At 43.4% G+C, this 23,778-nt stretch carries 20 protein-coding genes; 10 read left to right on the forward strand and 10 right to left on the reverse strand.

Translation table 11 applies throughout. The features are described 5' to 3' along the window. Positions 1-11 precede the first annotated feature (11 nt). The gene (locus ACN0W5_RS07100) at positions 12-1,505 is read right to left on the reverse strand and encodes a cobyric acid synthase (protein ID WP_417453447.1); all 1,494 of its coding nucleotides are present in this window, start codon (positions 1,503-1,505) and stop codon (positions 12-14) included. A gap of 290 nt (positions 1,506-1,795) precedes the next feature. Between ACN0W5_RS07100 and ACN0W5_RS07105 the strand changes: the two genes are divergently transcribed. The 8 genes from ACN0W5_RS07105 (at position 1,796) to ACN0W5_RS07140 (ending at position 10,041) form a co-directional block, all read left to right on the forward strand. Beyond that, positions 1,796-1,978 carry a Flp family type IVb pilin gene (locus ACN0W5_RS07105; RefSeq protein ID WP_417453448.1) on the forward strand — a complete coding sequence of 61 codons (183 nt, stop codon included), beginning with the start codon at positions 1,796-1,798 and terminating at the stop codon, positions 1,976-1,978. Positions 1,979-2,144: 166 nt separating this feature from the next. Next, positions 2,145-3,038: a Flp pilus assembly protein CpaB gene (gene cpaB, locus ACN0W5_RS07110; protein ID WP_417453449.1), complete on the forward strand. Its 894-nt coding sequence runs from the start codon at positions 2,145-2,147 to the stop codon at positions 3,036-3,038. Then, the gene (locus tag ACN0W5_RS07115; protein ID WP_417453450.1) at positions 3,038-4,429 is read left to right on the forward strand and encodes a type II and III secretion system protein family protein; all 1,392 of its coding nucleotides are present in this window, start codon (positions 3,038-3,040) and stop codon (positions 4,427-4,429) included. The genes cpaB and ACN0W5_RS07115 overlap by 1 nt, the downstream gene beginning before the upstream one ends. Before the next feature lie 3 nt (positions 4,430-4,432). After that, complete coding sequence (locus ACN0W5_RS07120; RefSeq protein ID WP_417453451.1) at positions 4,433-5,161, forward strand: CpaD family pilus assembly lipoprotein; 729 nt, start codon at positions 4,433-4,435, stop codon at positions 5,159-5,161. A 14-nt stretch (positions 5,162-5,175) separates the two neighbouring features. Then, on the forward strand, positions 5,176-6,420 hold the full coding sequence (locus ACN0W5_RS07125) for an AAA family ATPase (RefSeq protein ID WP_417453452.1): 1,245 nt from the start codon (positions 5,176-5,178) through the stop codon (positions 6,418-6,420). Continuing rightward, a complete protein-coding gene (locus ACN0W5_RS07130) occupies positions 6,420-8,051 on the forward strand; it encodes a CpaF family protein (protein ID WP_417453453.1) in 1,632 nt (543 codons plus the stop codon). Before ACN0W5_RS07125 ends, ACN0W5_RS07130 begins: the two co-directional genes overlap by 1 nt. Then, positions 8,048-9,064: a type II secretion system F family protein gene (locus tag ACN0W5_RS07135; RefSeq protein ID WP_417453454.1), complete on the forward strand. Its 1,017-nt coding sequence runs from the start codon at positions 8,048-8,050 to the stop codon at positions 9,062-9,064. Before ACN0W5_RS07130 ends, ACN0W5_RS07135 begins: the two co-directional genes overlap by 4 nt. Then, positions 9,061-10,041 carry a type II secretion system F family protein gene (locus ACN0W5_RS07140; RefSeq protein ID WP_417453455.1) on the forward strand — a complete coding sequence of 327 codons (981 nt, stop codon included), beginning with the start codon at positions 9,061-9,063 and terminating at the stop codon, positions 10,039-10,041. The genes ACN0W5_RS07135 and ACN0W5_RS07140 overlap by 4 nt, the downstream gene beginning before the upstream one ends. An 80-nt stretch (positions 10,042-10,121) precedes the next feature. Here ACN0W5_RS07140 and ACN0W5_RS07145 read toward each other — a convergent pair whose 3' ends face one another. From ACN0W5_RS07145 to ACN0W5_RS07155, 3 genes are all read right to left on the reverse strand, one after another. Next, positions 10,122-11,033: a tetratricopeptide repeat protein gene (locus ACN0W5_RS07145; protein WP_417453456.1), complete on the reverse strand. Its 912-nt coding sequence runs from the start codon at positions 11,031-11,033 to the stop codon at positions 10,122-10,124. 125 nt (positions 11,034-11,158) lie between these two features. Next, complete coding sequence (locus ACN0W5_RS07150) at positions 11,159-11,977, reverse strand: hypothetical protein (RefSeq protein WP_417453457.1); 819 nt, start codon at positions 11,975-11,977, stop codon at positions 11,159-11,161. Positions 11,978-12,002: 25 nt separating this feature from the next. After that, positions 12,003-12,731 (reverse strand): hypothetical protein, encoded by a 729-nt coding sequence (locus tag ACN0W5_RS07155; RefSeq protein WP_417453458.1) that lies wholly within the window; start codon positions 12,729-12,731, stop codon positions 12,003-12,005. A gap of 279 nt (positions 12,732-13,010) precedes the next feature. Between ACN0W5_RS07155 and ACN0W5_RS07160 the strand changes: the two genes are divergently transcribed. Continuing rightward, positions 13,011-13,256, forward strand: coding sequence for a hypothetical protein (locus ACN0W5_RS07160; RefSeq protein ID WP_417453459.1), 246 nt, complete (start codon positions 13,011-13,013; stop codon positions 13,254-13,256). A 139-nt stretch (positions 13,257-13,395) separates the two neighbouring features. After that, positions 13,396-14,622, forward strand: a complete 1,227-nt coding sequence (locus tag ACN0W5_RS07165; protein WP_417453460.1) for a TIGR03862 family flavoprotein — start codon at positions 13,396-13,398, stop codon at positions 14,620-14,622. A 101-nt stretch (positions 14,623-14,723) separates the two neighbouring features. Here ACN0W5_RS07165 and ACN0W5_RS07170 read toward each other — a convergent pair whose 3' ends face one another. The 6 genes from ACN0W5_RS07170 to ACN0W5_RS07195 all read right to left on the reverse strand — a co-directional run bounded on the left by ACN0W5_RS07170 (position 14,724) and on the right by ACN0W5_RS07195 (position 23,566). Then, entirely contained in the window at positions 14,724-15,902 is a 1,179-nt protein-coding gene (locus ACN0W5_RS07170) for an iron-containing alcohol dehydrogenase (protein WP_299380722.1), read from the reverse strand. A 197-nt stretch (positions 15,903-16,099) separates the two neighbouring features. Beyond that, positions 16,100-18,559, reverse strand: a complete 2,460-nt coding sequence (locus ACN0W5_RS07175) for a GcvT family protein (RefSeq protein WP_417453461.1) — start codon at positions 18,557-18,559, stop codon at positions 16,100-16,102. After that, positions 18,556-19,443, reverse strand: coding sequence for a phosphotransferase (locus ACN0W5_RS07180; RefSeq protein ID WP_417453462.1), 888 nt, complete (start codon positions 19,441-19,443; stop codon positions 18,556-18,558). The genes ACN0W5_RS07175 and ACN0W5_RS07180 overlap by 4 nt, the downstream gene beginning before the upstream one ends. Continuing rightward, positions 19,440-21,461, reverse strand: a complete 2,022-nt coding sequence (locus tag ACN0W5_RS07185) for an ABC transporter permease (protein ID WP_417453463.1) — start codon at positions 21,459-21,461, stop codon at positions 19,440-19,442. Before ACN0W5_RS07185 ends, ACN0W5_RS07180 begins: the two co-directional genes overlap by 4 nt. An 8-nt stretch (positions 21,462-21,469) precedes the next feature. Continuing rightward, entirely contained in the window at positions 21,470-22,501 is a 1,032-nt protein-coding gene (locus ACN0W5_RS07190; protein WP_417453464.1) for a quaternary amine ABC transporter ATP-binding protein, read from the reverse strand. Positions 22,502-22,609: 108 nt separating this feature from the next. Beyond that, positions 22,610-23,566 carry an ABC transporter substrate-binding protein gene (locus tag ACN0W5_RS07195; RefSeq protein WP_417453465.1) on the reverse strand — a complete coding sequence of 319 codons (957 nt, stop codon included), beginning with the start codon at positions 23,564-23,566 and terminating at the stop codon, positions 22,610-22,612. Positions 23,567-23,778: the final 212 nt, after the last annotated feature.

Raw genomic sequence — 23,778 nt, forward strand, 5'->3', positions numbered from 1 at the left:
CTCAAAAAAACCTATTTATACCCTGCTATAGACAACAGCTTATCAATATCAACATTTTCTTCCATATGCTGCGCCAAGGCATCAAGAGTCATGTCGATCTCCTTTTCAAAGGATAAAGTGCTGGCTTCTCGTTTTTTGATTCGATTTAAAAAGGCGGTCCTATAGCTATCAGAAACAAAAAGACCGTGCAGATAACAACCCGATATCTGCCCCGAACTAAGTCGAACGCCCTCTTCCCTCTGATCGATAGAGAGCATCGGTAAAATGTTATCAGTTTGAGTTCCATCAACTTCGGTTACACCGACATGCATCTCATAACCCGTTATCATCTCTCCGCTTGCAATATCGCATCCTTTAACTTCCGTAAGTTTCTTGTCTCCGGTTAAAATAGTTGTCACTGGTAACAGTCCTAAACCCGGAACAGACGCAACTTCCCCTTCGATACCTTCAGGGTCAGTGATCAAGGATCCCAACATCTGATAGCCACCACAAATGCCGAGAACCTGGCCACCTCTTCGAACATGAGCCTGTAAATCAATATCCCAACCTTGCGCCCTGAAGAATTCCAGATCACCGATTGTTGCTTTTGATCCCGGCAAAATAACTAAATCCGTCTCAGCAGGAATAACATCGCCGGGATGAATAAACGTCAGCTCTACCCCCTCTTCCGCAATCAGAGGATCAAAATCATCAAAATTGGAAATACGTGAAATCAAGGGAACAGCAATACGAATGGTATCTTTTTCGCTTGCTCCATTACCAATAATCGAAACACCAGACTGCACAGACACCGCATCTTCATCGGGTAATTTACGCGCACCTTTAAAGTAAGGCACCACACCGAGCGAAGAAAAACCACTTTTTTCTTCGATAATACTTACACCGGTTTTGAAAAGACTGAGGTCGCCACGGAATTTATTTATAATAACCCCTTTAACCAGATCTTTTTCTTCTTTTTGTATAAGCGCACTGGTTCCAACAATGGATGCAATCACCCCACCACGATCAATATCACCAATAAGAATCACGGGCACTTGCGCAGCAATCGCAAAGCCCATATTGGCGATGTCACCTGATCTCAAGTTTACTTCCGCAGGACTGCCCGCGCCCTCAACTAGTATTATGTCTGCCTCAGCAGCAAGTCGTTGAAAGCTCTCTAGAACCGTTGGCATCAATTCATGGCGACGCCCCCAATAGTTACCTGTATTGGTATTCCCCCATATTTTCCCCTGTACAATAACCTGAGACCCCATATCTGTTTGAGGCTTAAGTAAAACAGGGTTCATATCCGTCGTCGGTTCAACACGACAGGCCTTGGCCTGAAGCGCTTGTGCACGACCAATCTCCCCACCACAAGGTGTAACAGCAGCATTATTAGACATATTCTGGGGCTTAAAGGGACGTACCTTCAGACCACGATTGGATAAAGCTCGGGCAATCCCAGCAACCAAAAGGGACTTACCCACATCAGATCCCGTGCCCTGAAACATGATTGCGACCGTCATAAAGCTTCCTGTTATTAAAATTGTCTGGAAGAGTTTACTTTTTTACAGAGATACACATGAAAAACTCGCCTTGAAACAAGAAAAACCCAACAAAGTAAAATTTACATAAAATTTTAATCTTATTAAACATTAATAACTACAAAATATACATTTACTTTAGAATTAATAAGTATAAATAAAATAAAAAGCATCTATTCTTTAAAAACTAAGAACTAATATTTTTCTTTACTATTTATTAATAGATGAATGACATTATCATTTCCAGTTTACGAGGAATAGGAGCCCTGAACATGCTTAACTTTACAAAAACTTTTCTTACTGACGAATCTGGTGCAACTGCTATTGAATACGGCTTGATTGCTGCGCTTGTTTCCGTTGCCGCAATTGCAACACTGGAAGCTTTGGGTACATCACTGAATACGATCTTTGGTGAAGCAAAATCTGCTTTGGACGATGCTGCTGACAAGGTATAATAATACCAACCTATTCATTCACCCTTCCAATGAACAAAGGCTCCTTCTTAGGAGCCTTTGTTCATTTCTCTGCCAATAATCCAATTATGTCTTGGCTTAATTTTCAATTTACGTTTGAAAACACTTCTTTTACAAAGCGTTTACCATATCCGCATAGAATGCACATATGATGGCACGCAAATTTATCCTGATACTCATAGCCTTAATGCTAAGTGGTGGTACCGCATTTTTAGCCAAGTCTTGGTTGGATGCGAACAAACGGCCTGTTCAATCGGCACAAACAGTCGCTGTGGCCCCCCAAGAATCCATTCAAATTTTAACTGCAAAAATAGATATACCCCTTGGTAAATTTATCAGTGAAGAAGATTTTGTGTGGCAGGATTGGCCAGAAGACTATGCATCAGACCATCATCTAAACAAAGATAACTTCAAAATAGAAGATCTCACTGGTCGCGTCGCCCGCAAAGAAATTTCTGCTGGCGAACCCATTAATGTTAAAAAATTTGTTCGCCCGGGAGAAAGAGGCTTTCTCGCTGCCGTGCTAAAGCCGGGGCATAGAGCCTTATCAATTCCAATTTCTGATGCCACCGGAGTTAGCGGTCTGGTTTTCCCAGGAGATCGAGTGGATCTTATTGTTTCACTTTCCATAAAGGACGACGAAGATAATTCTGGGACAACACGAAAAGCCAGTGAAACTGTCATGACCAATGTACGTGTTCTAGCCCTTGGTGCAGCAATAAACACACCCGAAGGAAAGAACAGTATCAGTGCAAAAACCGTTACGGTCGAACTAAAACCTGATCAGGTAGAAATTGTTACCGTCGCAAAAATCCTTGGCACAATTTCATTGGCCTTACGTCCCCTCGCAAAAGATGAAGAAGAGTTGCAAGAAATGATTGAAACAGGAAACATTGCGGCGGATGAAAGCCCCGAAAAAGGCGATAGCTATACTTGGGACTACGAAGCGACACAGGTATTAACAGGCAAGACGGGTGGATCGGCAGAAAGTTCGTTGGTTATTTCACGAGGAAACACATCAGTTAAGGCAGGAGGCGAGTAATGAGATTAGTTCGGGTTATTCTCTTGTGCCTTGCCAAAGCTTTAGTTATCGCGAGCTTGAATCCAATACAAGCACAATCTTTTCAAACTGTTGAGACCAATTCTGAAATCATGGAAATTGAGGTCGGCAAAGGCAATCTTATTAAACTCCCCCGTGCCGCATCTAATATCTTTATTGCAAACCCTGAAATTGCAGATCTGAATGTTAAATCAGCAAAGCTTGTTTACGTCTTTGGAAAAAAATCAGGTGAAACAAGCGTCTTTGCCATTGATACCAATGACCAAGTAATCGCCAGCATTCCAATTAAAATAACTCATAATTTAGAGCTTCTAAGAGAAACCTTAGATACCGCAATACCCGATCACAAGATACAAGCAAACTCAATCAACAATGGTATTCTTCTAACAGGACAAGTTAATAATGCTGTTGATTCTGATAGCGCCAAAAGAATCGCTGAACGCTTTATTGTGCCAGAAACAGAACAAATCATATCACAGATGTCTGTTCTTGCCTCAGACCAGATACATCTGAGAGTAAGAATTGCAGAAGTAAGAAATGATGTACTCAAACAGTTTGGATTTAATTGGACAGGATCAAGCTTTAATGACGGCTTGACGAATGCTGCTTTTAGCACAACGACATCATCAATATTAGCAACCAGTCCTCCCAATTTATTGGGGATCACATCAACAGTCGGTAAGTATTTCAATTTAAACGTCCTGATAGATGCTTTAGCTCAAGATGAACTCGTTACAATTCTTGCGGAACCCAATCTTACAGCTGTTTCTGGGGAAACAGCCACATTTTTGGCTGGTGGAGAGTTTCCAGTTCCTGTCGGGTCTAATGTGCAAGATGGCGTAAGGACAATATCAATTGCCTTCAAGTCATTTGGCGTCAGCTTGGCCTTTACTCCGACGATAATATCCGAGAACAGAATATCCCTGCGCGTACGCCCAGAAGTGAGTCAGTTATCTTCTGATGGGGCAGTCGTTTTATCTGACCTAGAAATCCCTGCCCTATCAACAAGAAGAGCAGAAACAACAGTAGACCTAGGGTCCGGACAAAGCTTTGCTATTGCCGGGTTAATTCTAAATAACCAAACACAAGTTGCGAATAAAGTCCCTGGTTTAGGCGATATTCCCATTCTTGGTCGATTATTTAAAAGTGAACGCTTTCAGAACAGTGAAAGTGAACTTGTTATTGTGGTTACGCCTTACCTGGTTAAGCCATCCAATAACCCTATAGCTCTTCCAACGGATCCTTACGTTGAACAAATAAATGCGGCAACGACACCGCAAAAACTTGAAACTCTAGAAACAACTACTTCGATTCAAAATAATGACACAACGACACCCTATCCCAGCACTGAGCCAACCTTTATTTTGGAATAGATAATGCAAACAACAATACCCAGAACGGCCAGCCTTTGGATAGCTCTTTCATTTTCAGCATTCACATTGGGGTGTGCCCAGCAAGAAGGATTTAAAACAATCCCTGCTGAACAACAAATATCTAAGGCTGCGGTTGATTTCATGGACTTGGGGCGATGGCGCCCAATTACCACCAGCAAACGAGCCAGCACACATAGCTATATCGCAACAGAAGGTTTTTATATCCCCGATGGATCTACCGACACTTTAGCCTTGGAAACGGAGTTACAGAGCTTTCTTCAAAGCTACAAAGTGAATACACGGGATGAAATTATTCTGGACGGTCTTCGCGATGGTACTGGCAAAAAAACACCTAATGCCGAAAGTGCCGTTAATCGCTTGAAATTCACACTTACAGAACTGGGATACAAAAGCAGCGTCGCCCAAAAACCCATCGCAATTTTTACTCAGGGTACACACAATGCTGCAATACTAATCCATAGGAAGGTTATTGTTCCCCCAGAATGCGCCATAAAACGCCACCCGAAAGGGACAAGACCTGCCATAAGAACATTCGGCTGTGCGCAAGAAGTCAATTTGGCCAATATGGTGGTATCGCCTGACGCTCTGGATGGAAGTAAACCGATCACGTCTGCAGACTCAACGGCTGTTTCTCTTGGGATTGAAAGATATAGAAAAGGTGAAATTACACCTCTAATAAGTGGGTTAAGTACAAGCGGCATTTCGGAATAGGGCACTAATGTAAAATGGCTTCAAATGAAATTGATGATATTTTTGGGGACTTAAATGAGGATCTCGACACAGCCGCCGAACTTGTTGCGTTTGTTAGTGATGGACAGACCCACGATGTGGCCCTAGCTGTATCAAGACAACTTGGTTTTGCCGCAGAAGTAAGGGATGGGCAGTGCCAAGATGCCATGTCTTATCTTGGTGACAACCCTGCCCCAAAATATCTGTTAGTCGATATAGGTAATGACGAATTATCTGCTGCTACGTCTCTATTTTCACTGATTACTGCTCTGCCTGAAAACACCAAGTTAATTTCAGTCGGATCGATAAATGATATCGGCTTTTATCGAGAAATGATCGAAATCGGTGTGTCAGAGTATGTACTAAAGCCATTAACAGAGAAAGCATTACTAACTGCGGTCCACAATGCTGATAAATCAAATGTCGTATACATTTCGCAAGAAGATGACGTCATTCCATCAGAGAACAATAAGACAATTGTCTTAGGCGTTCGTGGCGGGGTCGGCGCAAGTACTGTCGCAGTTAATTTAGCTTGGTTACTCGCCGAAGAACTAAAAATAAAGACTGCCCTTTTGGATATGGATATCGAGTTTGGCACAATCGCACTTACCCTAGACATTGAGCCAACCCAAGGACTACGAGAAGCACTAGAGAATCCAGAACGGCTAGATAGTCTTTTCATATCCAGTACCACGGCGAAGCTGTCTGAAAACCTTGCTATTATGGCAACTGAAGAAAATTTGACAGAAGATCTGTCATTTACCCAAGACGGGGTAGCTATTTTGATGGAAGCCCTCTCTCGGGAGCATCAGCAACTTATTGTCGACACGCCCAAGTCGGCAGTTAAGCTTAGAAAAGACATTCTATCCGAGGCGGGTACGGTTATTCTTGTGACAGAATACAATTTACCCTGCCTAAGAGATACCATCAGAGCCCAAAGCTTAATAAAAACAATAAATCAAGACTGTCGGGTCATTGTCGTTGCGAATAAAACAGGCAGTACTCAATCAGCAATTCCTGCGTCAGAGTTTGCAAAAGCTCTTGGTGTCAGGGTTGATATTGAAATTCCAGAAGACATCAAGCTGTCTATAAAAGCGGCCAATAATGGTAAGCCTTCTGTCGCGCTTGACCCAAAAGCTAAACAGTCAAAAGCCTTTATCAAACTCGCTAAACTTGTCGCTCCTACAGATAATACACAATCGAAAAAAGCTACCTGGCGTAAACTAATTGGTCTCTCGTAATGCAACACGAACAGAATACTGAGCAAGCTGACGGCAATCAACAAGACCAACAGTTTAAAGCATTACTAAAATCTAAGCTGGCAGATAAACCTGCCTCTGTAATGTCACGTCCAGAATTAAGCTTGAAAATAGGGCAAATAGTCACTGAAGAATTAGAAAATCAAAGCAGTGAATTTAACCTATTGCAAAGACGGGCATTGATTACGAATCTTATTGATTGGTATGTAACTGACGTTCGAAAAGAAGAAGAAAACAAGACCGAAGCAGAGGTTGTCCCTGTCCCATCCCTTTCTAAATTTGAAAGCAGGCCCTACCCCATAAACAAACCCAAGCAACCAAATACAAACACCGAACAGCAGGCCAGTTCAGCATCTGGTAATATTGAAGAAGCTAAATCGATCATACAACCCAAAGTAATGGACCGATTGGACATTTCTGCGGCCTCAAAGCTTCCAAAAGAAGAGCTTTCCAGCCAATTAGGTGAAATTGTTGGTGAAATTCTTTTTGAAGATAAATTACGCCTGAACGCGCCAGAGAAATCAGCAGTCATTGAGCTTATTCTTGCAGATATGCTCGGCTTAGGACCACTCGAACCTTTGCTAGCTGACGAAGGTATAACCGACATCATGGTGAATGGGCCGAACCAAGTCTATATTGAAAAAGGTGGTAAACTTCAACTTACTGACGTGGTGTTTAGAGATAATGACCATGTAATGAACGTAGCTAGACGAATAGTGGCTCATGTTGGTCGGCGTGTCGACGAAACCACCCCGCTGTGTGATGCCCGACTTGCTGATGGTAGCCGTGTAAACATCATTATTCCACCACTTGCTATTGATGGCTCGTCTATCTCTATAAGAAAGTTCGCCAAGCAAAACATCACCCTCGATATTATGAAAAAACAAAAAAATATATCGCCTGAGATGGCTACAGTGATGAAAATTGCTTCGCGAAGTAGGTTAAACATCCTGATTTCAGGCGGAACAGGTTCAGGAAAAACAACACTTTTAAATGCTTTGTCTCAAATGATTGATCACGGCGAACGCATCGTTACAATTGAAGATGCCGCCGAGCTTCAGTTGCAACAACCCCATGTGGTTCGCTTGGAAACACGCCCCCCCAACCTTGAAGGTGAAGGCGCGATTACCATGCGTGATCTCGTTAAAAACTCGCTCCGTATGCGACCAGATCGAATCATATTGGGTGAGATACGTGGGTCAGAAGCAGTTGACATGCTTCAGGCTATGAACACAGGACACGATGGATCCCTCGGTACAGTTCACGCCAACAGGCCAAGAGAAGCTCTTACCCGCCTTGAGAACATGGTTGGAATGGCCGGAATTAACCTCCCAGCCAAAGCTGTTCGCACCCAAATTGCTGATGCTCTTGATATGATTATTCAAGTCTCTCGAATGCGCGATGGTATGCGAAGAATTACTCATGTAACTGAAGTCATCGGTATGGAAGGCGATATTGTCACCACGCAAGATCTATTTACCTTCAACTTCTTAGGGGAAGATAAAGATGGGAACCTTACTGGTGAGTTTAAATCCACAGGCTTACGGCCCTTCTTCTTCCCGAAAGCAGAATACTTTAGCCTGGGTAAACACTTAATGGATGCCATGGGATGATCGGATTATTTCAAGATATAGCGGCGGGTCGCGCAACTGATTTGCAGATAATGACAGTAATTACCGTCATCTTACTCATGCTCATGATCTTGCTTTATCTAATTTTAAAGCCAGACAATAAACATACAAAAACAAGAATAAAGAACATTGTTAATAGTGCAAAAAATCAATCCCCATTACCCACAACACATCTAAGTATTCGGCGGCAAACCGAAGGTAGCGGGAATGTTAAACTTGACGAGATTATCAGGCACTTAACACCCAAGCCTGATTTGTTAAGAGAAAACATGCAAAAAGCAGGTTTACACCCCAACCTCGGTCGCTTGTTAATTATCTCAATTATTGTGGGTATCTTCTTTTTTGGTATCTTTCACATTACAACAGACAAACCGGTGATATTAAAAGCGCTATTGGCAATTATCTTTGGCCTCTGCGCCCCCCACTTTGGGCTTTATGTGCTTAAGAAAAGGCGTCAGAAAAAATTTCTAGCCCTTTTTCCTGACGCTATAGATCTCATGGTAAGAGCTTTAAAGGCTGGCTTACCAATTACAGAAGCAATTAAAAATGCGGGCGAAGAAATTGGCGACCCTGTTGGAACAGAATTGGTAAAAGTCACAAATGGGGTTAAAATTGGGGGTAAGCTCCCAGATGAACTCGCTAAGGCACAAAATCGTCTGGGTCTTCAAGAGTTTCAATTTTTTACCGTCGCCCTTTCTATACAAATGGAAACTGGTGGTAACCTATCTGAAACACTCGCGAACCTGTCCGATATATTGCGAAAAAGAAAACAAATGCACTTGAAGATTAAAGCAATGTCTTCAGAGGCAAAAGCATCCGCCTATATCATTGGCTCTCTGCCTTTCGTCATGTTTGCACTTATTCATACAATGAACCCTGGCTATACATCACAGCTTTTGACAGACCCGAGGGGGCATGTAGCACTGGGTATCGGGTTGTTTATGATCGCTCTTGGTTGTGGGGTTATGTACAAAATGGTGAAATTTGAAATATGAATTTATCAGACATCATCCCTGCCAGTTTCACTGAAGAGCAATTTCTAATCTTAAGCGCCAGCTTGACCGTTTTAGCGATATTTATTGCTATCTGGTATTCATTACTCGAAAGAGATCCGAGCACCAAAAAGACTGCAGAACTTGCTAAGTTACGAGATGGTTTACGCACTAGCTATCTAACCCCTAAGCAACACAGAAGTATAACCCCTAAATCAGAAAATCTAATGAGGCAGGTTGTTGATTTTTTCAAGCTGATGAAAAATGATCAAGCCGAAAAGTATGCCTTTATGCTTTCCAGGGCGGGGAAACGGACCCCAGAGGCACTATACCGCTATCTCTTTTTCAAGCTTATTTCTCCGATATGCGGAGCGTCCTTTGCCTATTTATATATCTATGTTCTCAAAGCAATAAACCTTGCCCCAATGGGACAGGCCGTCGCAACTATCGGCGCAACTTTACTTTGTGCAAAGCTTCCCGATATCCTTTTAAAAAATTCAATCATTAAACGCCAAGAAGTCATCCGAAAATCACTACCTGATGGTTTGGATTTAATGGTTATTTGCACAGAAGCCGGACTTAGCCTGGACGCGGCATTTGCAAGGGTATCAAAGGAAATGGCCGATGCAGCCCCAGAACTAGCGGACGAGCTATCCCTAACCTCTCTAGAATTAGGCTTTTTACCAGATCGCAAAAAAGCCCTTAATAACCTCGCCAGTCGTGTCGATATATCTATGATGCGAAGTTTGGTAAATGCTCTGATACAATCCGAAAAATTCGGAACGCCTTTATCGCAATCTCTCAGGGTAATGAGTAATGAACTAAGGCATGAACGATTGATGAAAGCAGAAGAAAAAGCCGCCAAGCTCCCAGCAATTATGACGGTACCAATGGTGATCTTTATTTTGCCACCGCTTTTTATCGTCCTGCTTGGTCCTGCTGTGATGAGAACATTGGACAGCTTTGTTAATCGTTACTAATCAACAAACGCCGTCCACGAGTAAAGTATGGCCTTTATTATATTTTAATTTTAATTTTAATTTTAATTTTAATTTTAATTTTAATTAATTACTTGGCTCTCTATAGGCTCCACAGGGCTTTTAGCCTTCGCCCTGACTGTGCTATCATTTACAGCCAAAGATGAGGGCTTAGTTGTTTCTGGTGTCAAAGAATTAAAGTACCGCATTCTTTTCGCCACATCTGCATCATCCATATCAATCCGCGATGTCTGCTCGGCGGCATCCAAATCACCAGAGAGAGTATAAGCCATGGCCAGTATCTGTCGATGCTGTACGGTTGCCTTAGGGTTTTTAGACAGAGGATACAAGATAGCCAGTGCCTCGTCATGGCGGCCTTCATATGACATTGAAAGCCCGTAATTACTTTGAAGGGTAAGGTTTTCCTTATCCATCTCTAATCCTGCTTTATAGTACTCTTGTGCGGTTTGACGCTCACCTTTCTTATCATAGGCGACCCCCATAGCATTCAATAGTTTGGTATTTTTTTCTACCGCGAGACCTTCAGAAAATTGCTCTATCGCAAGATCCAGCTGCCCCCTAGCCATAAAAGAAAGCCCAAGACCGCGTTTCGCTTCAACATTCTGTGGATCGACAGCTAAAACCTGTCGATATGCCTGCCCTGCAGCCAATGGCTCTCCTCTTTTATTGAGGATTGCTCCGATCCTAAGCATAGGTTGGGGATTATCGGGGTTCAGTTCAAACACACGCTGATAAAGTCCAATTGCTGTGCGGTAATCACCTCTATTATACGTCGCTTCAGCAATATCGAAAACCTGTTGGCTCTGTTCGTCCATCCCATTATCTTCAACGGGATCTACACTTCCCTGCGCAACCTCATTTTTGGGCAGCTTAATACCAACGGCGGATGAAATATTATGCATCACGGAACAGCCAGACAATACTACGGATATCCCCCCAAGGATAACTATCCTTTTGGCAAGTATTAAGGACATATCTTTTCTCCGTTCAGACGCACAAAACAAAACTCATGCTAAAGTAACGGAAATGTACTTAAACTTTCGTTAAGTAATACCGATCTAAATCGGCGTGCCGTTTGATAAATTAAGAAAACAGTCCATCAGAAAATATCAAAAAAATCATCTTCTTTTAGATACACAGAACCAACGAGGTGCTTTAAATGATATTCCGTGTCTACTTCCGGGCTTGGGGCAATATCCCAAATCCAGCTTGCCGCAAGCTTATTGAATTTCAGACCATAGAGCGCGTTATCCCTTATTTCGCCCTCTTCCATTGCTTTAATAGGTTCAACCCGGCGTTCTAAATCTGTTATTAACAAGACAGAAGAATCAGATTTTTCCAGCCACTTAAGGTGATCTGTTATGATCTTTCGACAACATTTTTGCAAATCACCATCATCCTCATCTACACCCGACTTTATGAGCCAGTTCTGAATACAGATCGGTAGTTGAGATAAAATATTACAAGAGATAACAAGGTCAGCGCCATCTAACAGATCGACTGGTGGCGTGCTTTGAATTTCTTTAACATCAAAATCTGAACTCAAAGATTCCAGGGAATCAACAAGCCCCGTAAGATCAGATTCAACCAATGTGATCTTCGAACTTCTCTGGGCTTTTTTTCGTATGGATCTCAAAAAAACAACATCGACCAGAACCACACGATCAAATTGACGTTCAAGTTCGTCCAAAGGGATATCGTATCCGGCCCCAGCCCCTAAAACGACGACCTTCGCGTGTTTAGACGCTTTATCAATTGCCGATACAATTTCGGACTTGGTATTTTCAAGATGGGACTTCCAGGCTGATTTACATCGTCGAAAGCGAGCGTCAATAGCAATCGCTTCGTGTAAATAGCCGAAGCGTTTGAATTTACCTTCGCATCTGGCAGAAAGAAAATTCAACGCTTCGATTAACATCCCTTAGCCTTAAGAACAGGGTAAATCAGGGGTAATCACAACGATCACCAATAACCTGGACAAAACCTTTAGCACCTGTTTTCAGGGTAAATTTATACTCAGATCCATTTACAACAATAGATTTGTGTAGTGGTAATTTACCCGACAACTTCACAGACTTACCGCCCAGAGTTGTGAAAACAAAGTCCAATGGCTTAGCCGGATCATACCATGCTTCGATTTTATCTTCGGCATTGTATGCTGACTCACCCTTCGCGGTAATGGTAACTCCACCACGCGCAAAACTGACGCTATCGTTTACCCCTGTATAAATCGGCGTGTTTACATAAAAGCGTTTTTCTTCAGGATTATTGTCACATACACGTTTATTTTCAGCGCTCGCAATCAAGAACTTAAGACGTTCAAGGGAAACCCCGTTCTTAATCTTTTCCTGCAAATCGGTCACGATAATCTTCAACTCGCCAGTTGGCACATCTTTTTGATATCTGTTCTCCCAACCGGCAGCAGTCTCTTTGGTCGCTTCCAGGTTACTATTAAGCTCGTCTCTTAATTCCATAAGTTCCTGAACGGTTTGTTCCAGCTCACTATTTTTATCGTTCAGGGTGATAACCTTACGATTTGCAAGCTCAAGCCCAGCCCGGTACGAGTACCAACCTGCGGCACCGACAAGAATTAAAGCTATTGTCCATTTGAAAACCGCCCAACGGAAATTGTTTGAACGACGGCGACGGGTTTCACGAAGACCGAGAGACATCTATATTTTTATCCATACTAATTGTGTTAAAATCAAGCTGCGCCTCTATTACGCGCCTAACCGTTGATATACAACAAACTTACTGAATGGCAACTCTAAATTACAGCTTTTGCCTCACTGAATAAAGTAAAAGGCTACAATAGTGCTCTCCAGTAGAAAAGATCGTGTTTTACCTAGCATAATAGTTATTTCGAAAAATATACCCAAGTTGTGTCCATTCCATGGCAAAATGGTGTAGTATGACGATATACCTAGAACCGCTGTTTAAGGGAACCGCCAATGGCAGATGAAGATATCAAGGAAAAAGTCCTCAATGATTTGAGATCTCTCCGTGGCAAACTTGATCCAAAAGTTTTAAAGGAAGTTGAGCTTCGAATGAACGGGCAGGTTCCCTATGACAAAGAATCAGCTAGAAAAACAGTCGAACTTTTTCTTCACGCCAGACATGATCAAGGCGCCTTTGCTGAAAAAGTGCTTAAAGCTTTAAAAGATAAAGACCTAGAGAAAGAAAAAGATCAAGAATAGTCTGCGCTCCAAACCTTCTAAAATTAATTGCGAACAAGGTTTTACAATTAAACATTCTATACCTACCGATGATTTTTTGGGGAAACGGATGACACGGCTTAACCTATTGCCTATATAACTCTTTCCGCAGGAGAGTTATGTGAACGAAACATCAAAATTCATTGCTATTATAGGGGGCGGCCCCGCAGGACTTATGGTCGCATACAAATTGTTAGAAATGGGCCACAGTGTTCATCTCTACGATGCCAAGCCCTCAGTAGCCAGAAAGTTCCAACTTGCTGGTCGTGGCGGCCTTAACCTTACACATAGCGAGCCACTCGATAAATTTGCCACCCGCTATTATGAAAATGTTCCCCTCTTCACTTCTCTTTTACACCAGTTCACACCAAATGATTTAAGAGATTTCTGTCATACCCTCGGACAGGAAACTTTTGTCGGATCCAGTGGACGCGTATTTCCAACAAAGTTTAAAGCAACAGAGATTTTGCGCGCTTGGTTATCCGACCTATCTGACAAAGGATTAAAGCTCTTTACCCGCCATAAGTGGATCGGTTTTGATGAGCAAAAAAATTTACTTATAGAAGACAGCGAGAACCAAGTCATTAACATATCGCCACAGGCTACGGTACTTGCCTTAGGTGGCGCCAGTTGGGGTAAATTAGGATCTAATGCTGCATGGGTTCCAATACTTACAAAAGAAAAAATCAACATAAAATCTTTAGAACCGGCAAATTGCGGATACGAAACACACTGGCCTCAATTGCTACCAGAAAGCTCTTTTGGCCATCCCCTTAAAAATATCTCTCTCACCCATGCTGATATAACAGTAAAGGGAGAAATCATGCTTTCTTCATATGGTCTAGAGGGAGGCGCAGTCTATGCGCTCAGCAAATCAATAAGAGAAGCAATAAACAGTCACCAATCAACAACAGCCTTCATTGACCTAAAGCCTAAACACAGTAAAGAACGACTGGCAAAAGCCCTCTCAGAGAGGGCAAAACATCTGTCACTTGGAAAGTTCCTTAGGCAAGAGATCAGATTATCACCTGTTAGCCTTAACTTGCTCAAAGCCCTTACAAGCAAAGAAGAGTTTAACAGCCCCCAGATCCTTGCAGAAAAAATAAAGGCCCTACCTGTTACTCTTAACAAGGCAAGACCAATAGACAGGGCGATCTCGACAGCTGGCGGTATCACCTTTGATTCTTGCACCGACAACTTAATGCTAAAGCACCTAACAGGTGTTTTTGTTGCTGGGGAAATGCTGGATTGGGAAGCCCCAACCGGTGGTTATTTGCTCCAGGGGTGTTTCTCCATGGCTGTACATGTCGCAAAAGGCGTTGATCATTATCTCCTTAAACGGCCCTAAAAAATCAAATATCAATAGATCTTCAGAAACAAAAAACCGGGAATGCTTAACATTCCCGGTTTCCTATATCACAAAATCTCTAAAGATTTTCTCTTTTACCCTTAGCCAAGGTCACCCCGGATCGCCTTTAGAAGGATCGCAGAATACTCTTCGGGTGTGAACTTGATTGGGTTGCCGCCAGCAGATGGATCCTGTGTCGCAAGAACACCGATTTCATCAACCTTGTCTTCATCAATACCAATCGCAGACAAAGCATTAGGAATGTCTAGTGTTGTGCGAAGGTCCATCACCCACTGCAACAAGCCATCAAAGGAAGCGTCTTTCAGATCAAGACAACGGGCAAGATAAGCAGCACGATCTTCGATCACAGAACGGTTCGCAATCAACACATATGGCATCAGGATAGCGTTCAACATACCGTGGTGCGCGTCATAAATCCCCCCAAGAGGGTGAGCTAGTGCATGCATACCGCCTAAGCCTTTTTGGAAAGCAGTCGCGCCCATGCTTGATGCAATCATCATATCAGAACGAGCAACCAGATCGGTTCCGTCTTCGACAGTTTTCACTAAAGATTTCTGGATCAGGCGAATACCTTCAACAGCAATACCATCAGCCATTGGGTGATAGCCTGGTGCACAGAATGCTTCCAGATTATGTGAAAGCGCATCCATGCCTGTTGCAGCTGTCAGCTTTGCCGGAAGACCAACAGTCAATTCAGGATCATCAATAACAACAGATGGCATCATCTTCGCATGGAAAATGATTTTTTTAACGTGTGTTTCTTCGTGCGTAATAACGGAAGCACGGCCAACTTCTGAACCTGTACCAGATGTAGTTGGCACTGCAACGATTGGTGCAATCTTGTCTGCATTGGCGCGTGTCCAGTTATCGCCAACATCTTCAAAGTCCCAAAGCGGACGATCCTGACCGACCATAAGGGCAACAGCTTTTGCAGCATCCAGACCAGAACCACCACCAAAAGCAATAACACCATCGTGTTTGCCTGCGTGATAGTAAGTAACACCATCCATGATGTTTTGACCGATAGGGTTCGGTTTGATGTCACTGAAGACATCACAACCAAGACCAGCTGCTTTACACGTTGCAACAACATCCGCAACCATTGGCAAGGCGGCAAGGCCTGCATCTGTAATAAGAAGGGGGTTGCTCATTCCAAGACCACTGCAGACTTCAGCAATTTCTTTGATGCGACCAACACCAAAACGAACAGTCGTCGGGTAATTCCAATTACCCTGCATATTTTCAATTTTATCGTTCACGGTTTTTCTCCGTATGAGGTGGAAGGCGTTACGTTTTTCACGTATTTGCTTATTTACCGAACCTTATGGCTCGAACGAAGATATCTAAGACAAAAATTGAACAATTACCAACAAATAAATCTTCAAGCATTTTCTTTCGTATGACTGGCTGTATCAAAGAAAAAGAAAACACTTGAAGATAACAGATTAAGGCACAGTTATTGTTTCACTTTTTCCATTTTAGGATCGAACAACGCGCTAAAATGTATTGCGCATTTATGGCGTGCTGTTCCTACTTCCAATTCATATTCTCCAGATTCTAAATAAGCGCGGTTGACGCCCTCATCATTACGCACATATCCGTAACCAATATTTTTGTTAACGGTATACCCAAAACCCGCTGAAGTTAACCAACCAACGCGCTTGCCATTGCGATAGATCGTCTCTCGTCCCAAAAGAATGACATCGGTGTCATCAATTGTGAAGCAACATAAACTCTTTTTAACGCCTTCTTCCTTTTGAGTTTCCAAGGCTTTTCGACCTTTAAAATCTATATCTTTTTTAAGCTTGCAAGCCCATCCCATGCCAGCTTCTAACGGTGTATGATCTGGGCCGATATCTGAAGCCCACGCGCGATAACCTTTTTCCAGACGGAGGCTTTCAATCGCCCGATATCCAGCATTGCCGATATCGTATTCTTCCCCTGCCGCCATCAAGGCCTGATAAACATTAATGGCAAATTCAGTTGGGATGTGGAGTTCCCAGCCGAGTTCCCCAACATAGGTAACCCTGAGCGCCATAACCGGAGCCCCTGCAACACCAATGGTTTGCATTGTACCAAAGGCAAAATTTTCATTGGAAAGATCATCAGAGGAAATCTTCTGCAGTACTTTTCTTGCATCGGGCCCCATGACAGAAAGAACGGAATAACCGGACGTTACATCAACAAGTTGAGCGTTTAATCCCTCTGGTATATTTTTTCTGATCCAGTCAAAATCATGTGTGGCGTAACCTGTGCCTGTTACAATATAAAATTCGTTTTCAGCAACACGTACCACAGTCAAATCACACTCAATACCACCGCGATCATTCAGCATTTGCGTATAGATCAACGCACCTGTTTTTTTAGAAACATCATTTGCACATATCCAGCTCAATGCTTTTTCAGCATCCGGCCCCACCAGTTTAAATTTAGCAAACGATGATTGATCAAATACAGATACATTAGAGCGAGTTAAGAGGTGTTCTTTACCAACATTCTCAAACCAGTTTTGGCGCTCGAAAGAATAGATATCTTTGGCCTCTTGTCCCTTATTGGCAAACCAGTTTGGTCTTTCCCATCCCAATTTCTCCCCAAAACAGGCTCCTTGCTTTTCCAAGATATCATAAAGCGGCGATCTACGATTAGGCCGCCCGGATGAATGCTCTTCAAAAGGCCAAGCCATTGTATAGTGTTTACCATAGGCTTCCAGAGTGCGTTTGCGGACCCAATCAGTATCAAAATGAGCGCGACCAAACCTTCTGATATCCACAGGCCACAGATCGTACGGCGGCTCGCCATTAACAACCCACTCCGCCAAAGCCATACCAGCCCCGCCACCAGCAGCAATACCGAAGGCGTTAAAACCAGCGCCAACAAAGTAATTCTTCAACTCTGGGGCCTCACCAAGAATAAAGTTACCATCCGGTGTGAAGCTTTCAGGGCCATTGATAAGCTCGCGAACACCCGCGGTTTCCAGTGCAGGAACACGCCCCAAAGCAAGCTCCATAAGCTGTTCGAAATGATCCCAATTAGAATCCAGCAAGGAAAAATGGAACTTTTCAGGGAACCCCTTTGTTGCCCAAGGAATACCGTTGGGCTCGTACCCGCCCATGACCAAACCACCGACATCTTCTTTGTAGTAGGTCAGACGATCAGGATCACGCAATGTCGGGAGGTCCGGGGTAATTCCTTCAATTTTCTCAGTAATCATAAACTGGTGCTCAACCGACACCAATGGAACGTTTACGCCAACTTTTTTTGCTTCTTGACGTGCCCATTGACCACAGCAGTTTACAACCTTGTCACAGGCAATACGTCCCTTTGAAGTAACAACGGCAACAACCTTGCCATCTTCCACTTCAACATCAAGAACTTCGGTATCTTCAAAAATTGAAACGCCGTTCATTCGCGCCCCTTTTGCAAGGGAAAGTGTTATGTCCGATGGGTTTGCCTGACCATCTGTTGGTAAGAAAGCAGCACCGACTACATCATCGATTGTCATCATCGGCCACAGTTCTTGCGCTTCCTTAGGTGTAAGCAGTTGCATATCCAAACCAAAAGAATGGGCAGTTGTTGCTTGACGCTTTACCTCTGTCCAACGTTCTTCATTACACGCCAGACGTAAACCACCGTTCATCTTCCATCCAGTGGCCTGTTCTGTTTCTTTTTCCAAATTCTTATAAAGGTCAACAGAATAACCTAGTAATTGGGTAATGTTGGCATTGGAACGCAGCTGTCCCACCAAACCTGCGGCGTGAAATGTTGTGCCAGATGTGAGCTTGCCGCGTTCGATTAGTATCGTGTCACTATACCCCATCTTGCCAAGATGATAGGCCGTTGATGTCCCGACAATGCCACCGCCAATAACGACTATCCGAGCATCTTTAGGCAGGGTATCAGATTTTGAATCGGTCATTTTAGTATCTCACTTTTTTGGAAGGCTTGAAGCTGTGCTTTGAATTTATCGAGGTTTTCCTCGGTATATTTTTGATAATCAAAATCGATATCAGAATGAATTTCCGACACCATACTCCACATAGTCTCTCGCAAGAGAGAGGCGCATTTCATCGCCTCGTATCTATGCAGAAGTTCATCCGTCACAGGACTATCGAAATAACTTTCGAGTACCCACTGTTCTGAAGATTTATCCAGTGCTGAATTGGAAACCAGCCCCCCAAGATCAAAAAGAGGGGAATTAAACCCGGCATAATCCCAATCAAATAGCCAAACCCGATTGCCATCATCAATGAAGTTTGCCGCCAACAAATCATTGTGCCCAAACACCAGATCCACCTTACCGACGGCTGCTTCCAATTCGGTCGCGCTATTCAAAAGCCAAGGTAGTTCATTGATCATCCGGCTCCGCCCTGCTTTCAAGGTAGCCGCATAATCCCGAATGACATGAAATACCCAGAACACAAGCGATGGTCCGCGTAAAAATTTTGGTATTTCAGTATGTGCTCGCCGTATCAGAGGAATAATTTTTTCCAAGTTATTCCGATCACGGACCATACTCTCATCAAAACAGGTTCCTTCGATGAAGCGCAAAACCATGATGCCGTTTTCAGCAAAAATCACTTCGGGTGAGATTCCAGCCTGAAAGGCTGCTTGGCTCGCCGCCAGCTCATTAAAGCGCATCACATGATGCACCGGGATGTCTTCCCCGAAACGAACGACGTATTTTCCCTTATTATCCTGAACTGTATAGTTGTGATTGGTAATCCCTCCCCCCAGAGGTTCAGGGTTAACCGCACCATCCCAACAGGGAAGCTGTATTATGATATCTTCTTTATTTGTCATCGGGTTTCCTGTCCCAATTCCCCGCCCAATCCAAGGCGTTGTTTAGCTTTACGAGAACCTGCGGCAATCATTCGATCCGCAATAATTGCGATAAAGGCAATGGAAAGTCCGGCCACGAGCCCACGTCCGGTATCTGCTTTGGTCAAGGCAATATAAACTTCCTGTCCAAGATCACGTGTTCCAACCAAAGCGGTAATAACAAGCATGGACAAAGCAAGCATAATTGTTTGATTTAGGCCGAGAAGAATTTCAGGCAGCGCAAGTGGCAGCTTAACTTTCCAGAGCAATTGGCGTCGTGTGCACCCTGAGGTTATGCCAGCCTCTACCAAGGACGATGGAATTTGCTGTATCCCATGTGTTGTATACCGAATGGCTGGTGCAATTGCATAGAGAACAACAGCGACCATTGCTGAGAAATCGCCAACGCGGAACAGCATCACAACAGGAATCAGATACACAAAACTTGGCAATGTTTGCAGTGTATCAATCACCACTTGTACGACACGACCGAGGCGATCGTTTTCTGCGGCAAAAATACCAACAGGAATACCGATAAGGCAGGCAATCACAACCGATACACCGCAAAGGTATACGGTAATCATTGCTTTTTCCCACATTCCAGTCGCAACAATAAACAGACTTAGAAGAAGCGTTAAAAGAAAGAGTTTTCTGCCTCCTAACTGCCACGCACCGACACAGAGCAACAGGATTGTCCAAGCCCACGGCATTTTGAGCAAAACAAGCTTCACGGGTACCATGAAATAAACCAGAACAATGGTTTTATAAGCTTCAAGTGCATCAAAGAAGTTGACATTAATCCACGCAACTAATTCAGCTAATGAAGACCCTACACCCAATTCCCAAGTATCGGGATAATTCTGAATAGCCGGAACGATAAAGCCAGATACAAGAGTAAAAAGAACAATAACTGTGACTGATAAAGACCACGGGTGCCGTCGGATAATATTTGCCCGCCCGTCAAGATGAATAGGCTCTGACCGAGCGGCAAATGCTTGGCTCAACCGATCAAGAGCAATCGCAAGGACAACGATACCAACACCAGCTTCAAGCCCGCCACCGATATCCAATCGACGTAAGGATGACAAGACATCATATCCCAGTCCCCCAGCCCCGATCATCGATGCGATAATGACCATATTCAATGACAGCATAATCACTTGATTGACTCCGACCATAAGACCGGGTGCTGCTGAAGGCACAAGTACCTTCCACATAAGCTGTCGCTTGGTACACCCAGCCATATTACCAAAGTCAATAATCTCGCTTGGCACACCTTTTAATGACATAATCGCAATACGCGTCATTGGCGGCATGGCATAAATAATGGTGGCAATCATCGCCGCCACAGGCCCAAAGCCAAACAAAAACAGGATTGGTACCAGATAGGCAAAAACAGGAATTGTCTGCATCAAGTCCAGAACAGGAGAGATTGTTTTCTCAAACCAAGGAAAACGATAGGCCCCGATCGCCAATAGCAACCCCCCGACAACACCAAAGGGAACGGCAATGACAATGGAGGCCAAAGTCACCATTGCACTATCCCACTGACCAAAAATAGCCAGATAGAGAAAACACGCCCCAATAAAGCTTGCGAGTTTCCAATCCTTGGCATAATGCCCCATTGCAACCACTGCCGCGATCACCGCAATCCATGACATGGGTGGAATAATTTGAATAGCTTGAGACCCTTGGCCTTCCATAAACCCCGTTGAAAAAAGACTTGTGGCAAAAGACAAGGGAAGATCAAGTAAGCCAGATATACCTCGTGTTAGTTCTTTGAAGGTAAAAAAGCCAAAATTAGCTTCCTGGACTAACCAATTCATAAAATCGGATATATAATTCTTTACAGGGATTTGTGATTTTCGCGGAATTTTAAACATCCACTTCGGAAACAGTCCTTTGCCTTCGAGATAGAAAAAAACTGTTACAAAAAGTGCCAATACCCAAAAAATTTTAGCAGAACCAAAAGGCCGTACATCCAAAACCTTATTCTTCATTGCTGAGATCACAACGACACCTCGCGCCCCACGAGAACGTCCATAACCCGTTTACGACTTAAAAGACCAACAGGTGTGTCATCGCCTGTTGTCACGACAAAAGGCTTATCAGAGCGTTCGATATCATCTGCGATATCAGCAATTACTGTGTCGTACGCAACTGTTCCCGACGTTTTAATTGAGGAATCATAAGATTCTTTCAACAAACCCGCTGTCAAAACCTTTGCCCTTGGGATGTGTTGCGTGAATTCTGCAACATAATCGGTCGCCGGGTTCATCACGAGATCTTCTGGCGTACCAATCTGTATCACCTTACCGTCTTTCATAATTGCAATTCTGTCAGCAAGACGGATGGCTTCGTCAAAATCGTGCGTTATGAAAACAATGGTTTTTTTGAGCACATTCTGCAGTCGGATAAACTCGTCCTGCATTTCGCGGCGTATTAGGGGATCCAACGCAGAAAAGGGCTCATCCAAAAACCAAATTTCAGGTTCAACAGCAAGTGAACGCGCAATACCAACACGTTGCTGCTGTCCACCGGAAAGCTCGCGAGGATAATAGTTCTCTCGCCCGGATAAGCCGACAAGTTCAATTATTTCCAGGGCTAACTTTTCACGTTTCTCTTTTGAGATCCCTTGTATTTCCAGAGGAAAAGCAACGTTACCTAAAACAGTTAGATGTGGTAGTAGCGCGAAGTGCTGAAAAACCATCCCCATTTTATGACGACGGATCTCAATCATTTCATCATCACTAGCCTTTAAGAGGTCTTGTCCATCAAAAAGTATCTCGCCACCGGTTGGTTCAATCAGCCGAGATAGACAGCGAACCAATGTCGATTTACCAGATCCAGATAAGCCCATGATGACAAAAATTTCACCAGAGTGAATATCTATATTCACATCCCGCACGCCACCAACAAGGTTAGCTGCCTTCAAATCACGCGACCTAGGTTTGTGATTGTGATTTACGAGAAAGTTTTTTGCGTCGGGTCCAAATATCTTCCAGACACCACGGCACGACAATTTAACTGATGAGCTCATACTCACAGGACCTATTACTTAAAAGATTTTATGTTTCGATATTCAATAATTGCTCGGGGATAAGAACGAGCAAGAAGGATTCACCCTCTTCCCCGAGCAATCTACATCTTATTTAATCCAAGATGCCCAACGGTCTTTATTTGCATCGACCCAATTATTCACGACGGCATCTATATCCTTGCCATCCAGATCGACCTCAATAATCATTTGAGACATTTCATCATTGGAAATGTTAAAGCCTTCAATTGCTTTATGAGCACCAGGCCATTTGTCCTTTACACCAGACCAAGCAACTTTCCAAATTGGTCCTGTCGGCTTACCACAGTCATAAGCGGCATCTTCGTTAGATCCCCACGATGGATCATTATAGCATTCCGCTGTATATTTTGGGAATTCGACCCACTCGCCTTCAAATTTAGCTGGTGCCCAGTGTGGTGCATAAACCCACAGCAGCACAGGTGCTTTTCTTTGATAAGCGGATTCCAGTTCAGCAAAAAGGGCTGCATCTGTCCCCGCATGAATAACTTCAAAATCCATCTCAAGGGCTTCGACACGCTCATCATCAAAACCACCCCAAGTTACAGGGGCCCCAAGATAACGACCCTTTGGTGCGGTTTCAGGTGTGGAAAAAGCCTCGGCACATTCATTGAGAGCTTCCCAATTCGGCAATCCTGGGCAGACCTCTTTCATATAGGAAGGATACCACCATTCTTCGATAGCCACCATACCAGTTTCGCCTAGGTTCTCGACCTTACCCGTTCCTGTGGCTTCATCCATCGCCTCTCGACCTGTGGTTTCCCAGATCTCCATAGCAACGTGAAGATCGCCTTCTTTGAGACCAGCGAATTGAGCGATATAATCAGCCTGAACATATTCAATATTATAACCGGCTTCTTGTAGAACTGACCCCATGATTTTGGTGGTCAGAAGCTGCCCCGTCCAGTCATGTAGTGTCAGTTTAATAGGATCATTTGATTCAACATCAGCAAAAGAAGCTGTTGTTGTAAAATTTGACAGTGCAAGACTTCCTAGTAAAGCCAATGCAAACCTTGATGTTTTAATCATAAACCTACTCCCTGTAAGGATTTCGAGTTTTTATTATTTATTTTGAACACATCAACACTTTCAATATCCAAAAATATCAACATACATCATCACAAGTCAACACAAAAACAACATTTTCACCAGAATCATAATGCCTTCTGACTACATTGTGGATTTTAAAGGATTTAAACAACGCCAAATAAAAAAGGCAGTTCGGAATAATCCAAACTGCC

Origin of the sequence: Kiloniella sp., assembly GCF_048270245.1 — a bacterium.
Classification (GTDB): Bacteria; Pseudomonadota; Alphaproteobacteria; order Kiloniellales; family Kiloniellaceae; genus Kiloniella.

Coding starts and splice junctions, on each gene's coding strand:
- ACN0W5_RS07100 (WP_417453447.1), bottom strand. CDS start 1,505: ATGACGGTCGCAATCATGTTTCAGGGCACGGGATCTGATGTGGGTAAG.
- ACN0W5_RS07105 (WP_417453448.1), top strand. CDS start 1,796: ATGCTTAACTTTACAAAAACTTTTCTTACTGACGAATCTGGTGCAACT.
- cpaB (WP_417453449.1), top strand. CDS start 2,145: ATGATGGCACGCAAATTTATCCTGATACTCATAGCCTTAATGCTAAGT.
- ACN0W5_RS07115 (WP_417453450.1), top strand. CDS start 3,038: ATGAGATTAGTTCGGGTTATTCTCTTGTGCCTTGCCAAAGCTTTAGTT.
- ACN0W5_RS07120 (WP_417453451.1), top strand. CDS start 4,433: ATGCAAACAACAATACCCAGAACGGCCAGCCTTTGGATAGCTCTTTCA.
- ACN0W5_RS07125 (WP_417453452.1), top strand. CDS start 5,176: ATGGCTTCAAATGAAATTGATGATATTTTTGGGGACTTAAATGAGGAT.
- ACN0W5_RS07130 (WP_417453453.1), top strand. CDS start 6,420: ATGCAACACGAACAGAATACTGAGCAAGCTGACGGCAATCAACAAGAC.
- ACN0W5_RS07135 (WP_417453454.1), top strand. CDS start 8,048: ATGATCGGATTATTTCAAGATATAGCGGCGGGTCGCGCAACTGATTTG.
- ACN0W5_RS07140 (WP_417453455.1), top strand. CDS start 9,061: ATGAATTTATCAGACATCATCCCTGCCAGTTTCACTGAAGAGCAATTT.
- ACN0W5_RS07145 (WP_417453456.1), bottom strand. CDS start 11,033: ATGTCCTTAATACTTGCCAAAAGGATAGTTATCCTTGGGGGGATATCC.
- ACN0W5_RS07150 (WP_417453457.1), bottom strand. CDS start 11,977: ATGTTAATCGAAGCGTTGAATTTTCTTTCTGCCAGATGCGAAGGTAAA.
- ACN0W5_RS07155 (WP_417453458.1), bottom strand. CDS start 12,731: ATGTCTCTCGGTCTTCGTGAAACCCGTCGCCGTCGTTCAAACAATTTC.
- ACN0W5_RS07160 (WP_417453459.1), top strand. CDS start 13,011: ATGGCAGATGAAGATATCAAGGAAAAAGTCCTCAATGATTTGAGATCT.
- ACN0W5_RS07175 (WP_417453461.1), bottom strand. CDS start 18,559: ATGACCGATTCAAAATCTGATACCCTGCCTAAAGATGCTCGGATAGTC.
- ACN0W5_RS07180 (WP_417453462.1), bottom strand. CDS start 19,443: ATGACAAATAAAGAAGATATCATAATACAGCTTCCCTGTTGGGATGGT.
- ACN0W5_RS07185 (WP_417453463.1), bottom strand. CDS start 21,461: ATGAAGAATAAGGTTTTGGATGTACGGCCTTTTGGTTCTGCTAAAATT.
- ACN0W5_RS07190 (WP_417453464.1), bottom strand. CDS start 22,501: ATGAGCTCATCAGTTAAATTGTCGTGCCGTGGTGTCTGGAAGATATTT.
- ACN0W5_RS07195 (WP_417453465.1), bottom strand. CDS start 23,566: ATGATTAAAACATCAAGGTTTGCATTGGCTTTACTAGGAAGTCTTGCA.